This window comes from Streptomyces sp. ICN903, assembly GCF_022015835.1.
In the GTDB taxonomy this organism is placed as follows: Bacteria; Actinomycetota; Actinomycetes; order Streptomycetales; family Streptomycetaceae; genus Streptomyces; species Streptomyces fenghuangensis.
Genome location: NZ_JAKMAY010000437.1, coordinates 1 through 3,445, shown reverse-complemented (window position 1 = coordinate 3,445; position 3,445 = coordinate 1). Strand labels below are relative to the sequence as shown.

Genomic DNA, 3,445 nt, shown 5'->3' with positions numbered 1-3,445 from the left:
CCCGTGCCCCCCACCGCCCGCCGTACGGCCGCTACCGTGAGGCGCATGGAGATCTGGATCAATCCCGCCTGCTCGAAGTGCCGCAGCGCGGTGAAGCTGCTGGACGCCGAGGGCGCCGAGTACACCGTCCGCCGCTATCTGGAGGACCCGCCGACCGAGGACGAGCTGCGCGCCGTGCTGGAGCGGCTCGGCCTGGAGCCCTGGGACATCACGCGCACGCAGGAGGCCGAGGCCAAGGAGCTCGGCCTGAGGTCCTGGCCGAAGGAGCCCGCCGAGCGGGACCGCTGGATCGCCGCGCTGGCGGAGCACCCGCGGCTGATCCAGCGTCCGATCATCACCGCCGACGACGGCTCGGCGGTCGTGGGGCGCAGCGAGGAGGCCGTGCGCGACGCGCTCTCCCGTTAGCGCCCCCCTGCCCGCCGAGCCGGGACCGGGCCGGACGGGGCGGATCGTCAGCCCGTCCGGACGCGCCCCCGCAGACGCCGCCACAGGCCGGCCGGCCCACGGCCCGGTTCCGTACGCGCCGCCCCGGCGGCCCCGGCCGCACCGGCCACGCCGGCAGGGGCTTCGGAGCGCGCGGCCGGGCCCGTTCCCGGCCGGCTCCCGCCGGCCGGGGTGCGGGCGAAGGGGTTGCGGTCGTGGCGCTGGGTGAACCGCACCGGCAGCGCGTCCAGACGGCGCGACCAGGACGAGGAGGTCCAGGTCAGCTCCTCCTCGGGGACGGCCAGCCGCAGGTCCGGCAGCCTGGCGATCAGGGTGTCGATCCCGGAGCCGGTGACGGCCCGTCCGATGTCCTGGCCCGGGCACTCGTGCGGCCCGCTGTTGAACGACAGGTGCGAGCGGTTGCCGTGCATCTCCTGGCCCGTGGTGCGCCCGGTGGCCGGGTCGGCGTTCCCGGCCGCCAGGCCGAGCAGCAGCAGATCGCCCTCGCGGACCTCGCGCCCGGCGATCTCCATGTCGTACCTGGGGAACCGCGCGGGCAGCACCGTCAGCGGCGGCTCGTCCCACAGGATCTGCTCCACGGCCGCCGGGAGGGTCATCTGGCCGCCGTTGAGGGTGCCCCGGAAGCGCGGGTCGGTCAGCACCATCCGCAGTGTGTTGACCATCAGGTTGGTGGTGGCCTCGTGGGCCAGGACGAGGACGAGCCGCAGGTGCTGGCGGACCTCGTCGTCGCTGAGCGCGGCCTCGTGCTCGATCAGCCAGGAGGCCAGGTCGGGGCCGGGCGCCAGGTGCTTGGCGGCGACCAGCCGGCCCAGGATCTCGTGGATGTGCCGGTCGGCCTCCAGCGCTTTCCGTGTGCCGCCGACGAGCTGCCGGCTGGCCGTGACCAGCCGCGCCCCCTCCTCCTCCGGCAGCCCGTAGAGGTCGGTCAGCACCATCATGGGCAGCGACAGGGCGAACTGGCCGACCAGTTCGGCCCGCCCCGCGCCGGCGAAGGCGTCGACGAGCTGGTGGGCGCGCCGGTGGACGGCGCGGCGGATGGCCCGCCGGTCGAAGCGCTCCAGGCTGTCCTTGACCGCGCCGCGCAGCCGCCGGTGCTCCCGGCCGTCCTGGGAGATGCAGTCGGGGCGCCAGGCCAGCACCGGCGCCAGCGGCGAGTCGTCGGGGATCCTGCCCTCCCGCCAGTCGCGCCACAGCCGGGTGTCGCGGGCGAAGCGGCGCGGGTTGCGGGCGACCTGGAGGATCTCGTCGTAGCCGAGCAGCAGCCAGGCGGGCACCCCGCCCTCCAGCAGGACGGGCGCGATGGCGCCGTGCTCGGCCCGCAGCCGCTCGTACAGGCCCATGGGATCCGCCGACGCCTCGGGCCCGTACAGGGGTGCGGCGCCCGCCGCGTGGGCCGGGCAGCCGGGCGGGGGCGCCGCCCCGGCGGCCGGGGTCCCGCCGTGCGCGGCGGCGGCGGACGGTCCGGGGCGGGGGCCCGCTGACGGCAGGTCCGGTCCGGGGAAGGGCGGCGTGCTCACAGGACCTCCCGGGTCGCGGTGGCGGAGTCGTAGAGGTGGTGCATCAGCGTCAGCAGGACGTCGCGGCTGGAGTCGGACCTGCGGGCGTCGCAGCCGACCACGGGGACGTGCCCGGGCAGGTCGAGCGCAGACCGCAGCTCGCGGGCGGGGTGGACGGGGGCGCCGGGGAAGTTGTTGACCGCGACGACGAAGGGGACGCCGCCCTGCTCCAGGCGGTCCATGGCGGGGAAGCTCTCCCCCAGCCGCCGGGTGTCCACCAGCACCACCGCGCCCAGCGCGCCCGCGATCACGCCGTTCCACAGGAACCAGAAGCGCTGCTGGCCGGGTGTGCCGAACAGGTAGAGGACGAGCCGTTCGTCGAGGGTGATCCGGCCGAAATCCATGGCCACGGTCGTCTCGGTCTTGCGCTCCACGCCGGAGAGGTCGTCCACGCCGACCCCGGCCTGGGTCATCGTCTCCTCGGTGGTCAGGGGGCGGATCTCGCTGACGGAGCCCACCATGGTCGTCTTGCCGACGCCGAAGCCCCCCGCGACGACCACCTTGACCGACCTCTCCGCGGAGGCCGGCAGCAGGTCCTCGCGCCGCGGGCCGGGCGGCGGTTCAAAGTCGTTGCAGTCCATCGATCAGCGCTTTCAGGATCTCGACGTCGGGGTCCGCGGCCGCCATGTGCGCCGCGCGGGTCTGCCGCGCCTCCACCAGGGAGTCGGCGATCAGGTCCGCCAGCAGCACCTGGACGGCGCTGAACGGCAGGTCCAGGTACGCGGACAGTTCGGCCACGGAGAGCGGGCCGGCGCACATGCGCAGGATGGAGACGTGCTCGGGGCGCATCCCCGGCTGCGGCTCGGACCGGGCCACGATCAGCGTGACCAGGTCGAGCACCCGCTCCTCCCCGGCCTCGGCGCGCCCGCCGGTGACGATGTACAGGGGGACGGGCGTGCCCTCCTCCCAGTCCCGCTCCCCCGCTGCCCGGCCGTCCCCGCTCACGGGGCCTGCTCTGGGGCCCGGGGCGGACTGGCGAGGTGGGCGCCGATCCTGATGACCAGGTCCCTCATCCGCTGGCTCATCAGTCCGGCGTCCACCCCCTCGTCGGCGGTCACCGCCAGGTAGGAGTTGGCGGCGGCCGCCATGAGGTAGAAGAAGCCGCCGTCCACCTCCAGCACGACCATGCGCACCCCGCCGTCGCTGTGCGGGAACTCCGCGGCCACCGACTGCGCCAGGCTCTTGAGGCCGGAGGAGGCCGCGGCCAGCCGGTCGGCCGCGTCCTTGCCGGCGCCCCACTGGGCCATGCACAGGCCGTCGGCGGAGAGCAGGACGATGTGCCGGGTGCGGGGGACGGTGACGGCCAGGTCCTTGAGCAACCAGTCCATGTTCTTGAGCCGCTGCTGCGTCGTCACGTGCAGATCACCTGATTCCAGTACTGGTTTCACGACTCGTCGCCGGCCGCGGGCCGGTCCGGTGCCCGCCGGGGTGACGGGGTCGTCGGG

Annotated in this window: 5 protein-coding genes; 1 reads left to right on the top strand and 4 read right to left on the bottom strand. The window is 74.9% G+C overall.

Going from position 1 to position 3,445, the window contains the following annotated elements:
- Positions 1 to 45 precede the first annotated feature (45 nt).
- Positions 46 to 405, top strand: a complete 360-nt coding sequence (locus L7D48_RS27305) for an arsenate reductase family protein (protein ID WP_237883536.1) — start codon at positions 46 to 48, stop codon at positions 403 to 405.
- Between the two features lie 47 nt (positions 406 to 452).
- Here the strand turns inward: L7D48_RS27305 and L7D48_RS27300 are convergent, their stop codons facing one another.
- The 4 genes from L7D48_RS27300 to L7D48_RS27285 are packed head-to-tail and all read right to left on the bottom strand — an operon-like array spanning position 453 to position 3,328.
- The gene (locus tag L7D48_RS27300; RefSeq protein WP_308312351.1) at positions 453 to 1,961 is read right to left on the bottom strand and encodes a cytochrome P450; all 1,509 of its coding nucleotides are present in this window, start codon (positions 1,959 to 1,961) and stop codon (positions 453 to 455) included.
- Positions 1,958 to 2,581: an ATP/GTP-binding protein gene (locus tag L7D48_RS27295; protein ID WP_237883534.1), complete on the bottom strand. Its 624-nt coding sequence runs from the start codon at positions 2,579 to 2,581 to the stop codon at positions 1,958 to 1,960. The genes L7D48_RS27300 and L7D48_RS27295 overlap by 4 nt, the downstream gene beginning before the upstream one ends.
- On the bottom strand, positions 2,562 to 2,945 hold the full coding sequence (locus L7D48_RS27290) for a DUF742 domain-containing protein (RefSeq protein WP_237883532.1): 384 nt from the start codon (positions 2,943 to 2,945) through the stop codon (positions 2,562 to 2,564). The genes L7D48_RS27295 and L7D48_RS27290 overlap by 20 nt, the downstream gene beginning before the upstream one ends.
- The gene (locus tag L7D48_RS27285) at positions 2,942 to 3,328 is read right to left on the bottom strand and encodes a roadblock/LC7 domain-containing protein (RefSeq protein ID WP_237883538.1); all 387 of its coding nucleotides are present in this window, start codon (positions 3,326 to 3,328) and stop codon (positions 2,942 to 2,944) included. Before L7D48_RS27285 ends, L7D48_RS27290 begins: the two co-directional genes overlap by 4 nt.
- Between the last annotated feature and the right edge of the window lie 117 nt (positions 3,329 to 3,445).